Here is a 727-nt window from a genome sequence, read left to right as displayed (position 1 = left end):
TCGTTGCATCCGCGATCTGGAAGGAATCCAAAAAGACCGCATCCAAATAAGAAGTTGTATTCTGAATTTCTGTTAAATAAGTTTGGAATCCTCCGACTTTTAGTGCACTCTTCTGCAGAACTCCGCCCAAAGAAAGCATCTCATTCGAATACTCTACAGTTCCCTTCTTGCTAGCATTCGCAGTCCCATAGTCCAAAAAGTCCTGGCTATCTTCGGACAAATCTTCCAGTCCGTCTTTCAAAGTACCGATATTCGAATTCCAATTGCCTACCAGACTTTCTAGATACTGAATCCCTTGATCTATACGGTCCTTGTCGATATAAGAAGTGTCAAAAGAGTTCGTTCCAAGCAAAGAACTTTGGAGAGACTTCATTCGATCCAAATACTTGACCAAGTCTGCTTTCTTTTGGTCGAGAGCATCGCTTTGGAATGCATTCGAAGCATTGTGAAGAGCACTCACCTGTGTGTTAAATACTTCCACAGAGTCGTTAACCGGCTTGTCCAGATTGACTAGGCCCTTTTGCAAGTTGGTCAGATTTGCACGGATCTGTACGGAAAGATCGTTTCCGTACAATACGTTCAAATTCGATCCGGAGAGTAGTGAATCTATTTTTTGGGAAAGAGTCCCGTCTCCACCGATTACATTCTCCAGGAGTACTTTATTTTCTTTTAATTTCTCGAATTCTAATATCTTCTTTAAACTTTCGTTATAAAAGGTCTGAGTCCT

1 protein-coding gene is annotated in these 727 nt (G+C 41.4%); it reads right to left on the bottom strand.

Annotated features, from left to right (window positions below; all coding sequences use genetic code 11):
• Nucleotides 1-727 (bottom strand): hypothetical protein (locus tag CH373_RS18710; protein WP_165778875.1); only part of this gene is annotated, 727 nt, incomplete at both ends.

It is taken from the genome of Leptospira perolatii (assembly GCF_002811875.1).
GTDB classification, from domain to species: domain Bacteria; phylum Spirochaetota; class Leptospiria; order Leptospirales; family Leptospiraceae; genus Leptospira_B; species Leptospira_B perolatii.
The sequence above is the reverse complement of the archived record's forward strand: the minus strand, read 5'-3'. Positions and strand labels throughout refer to the sequence as shown.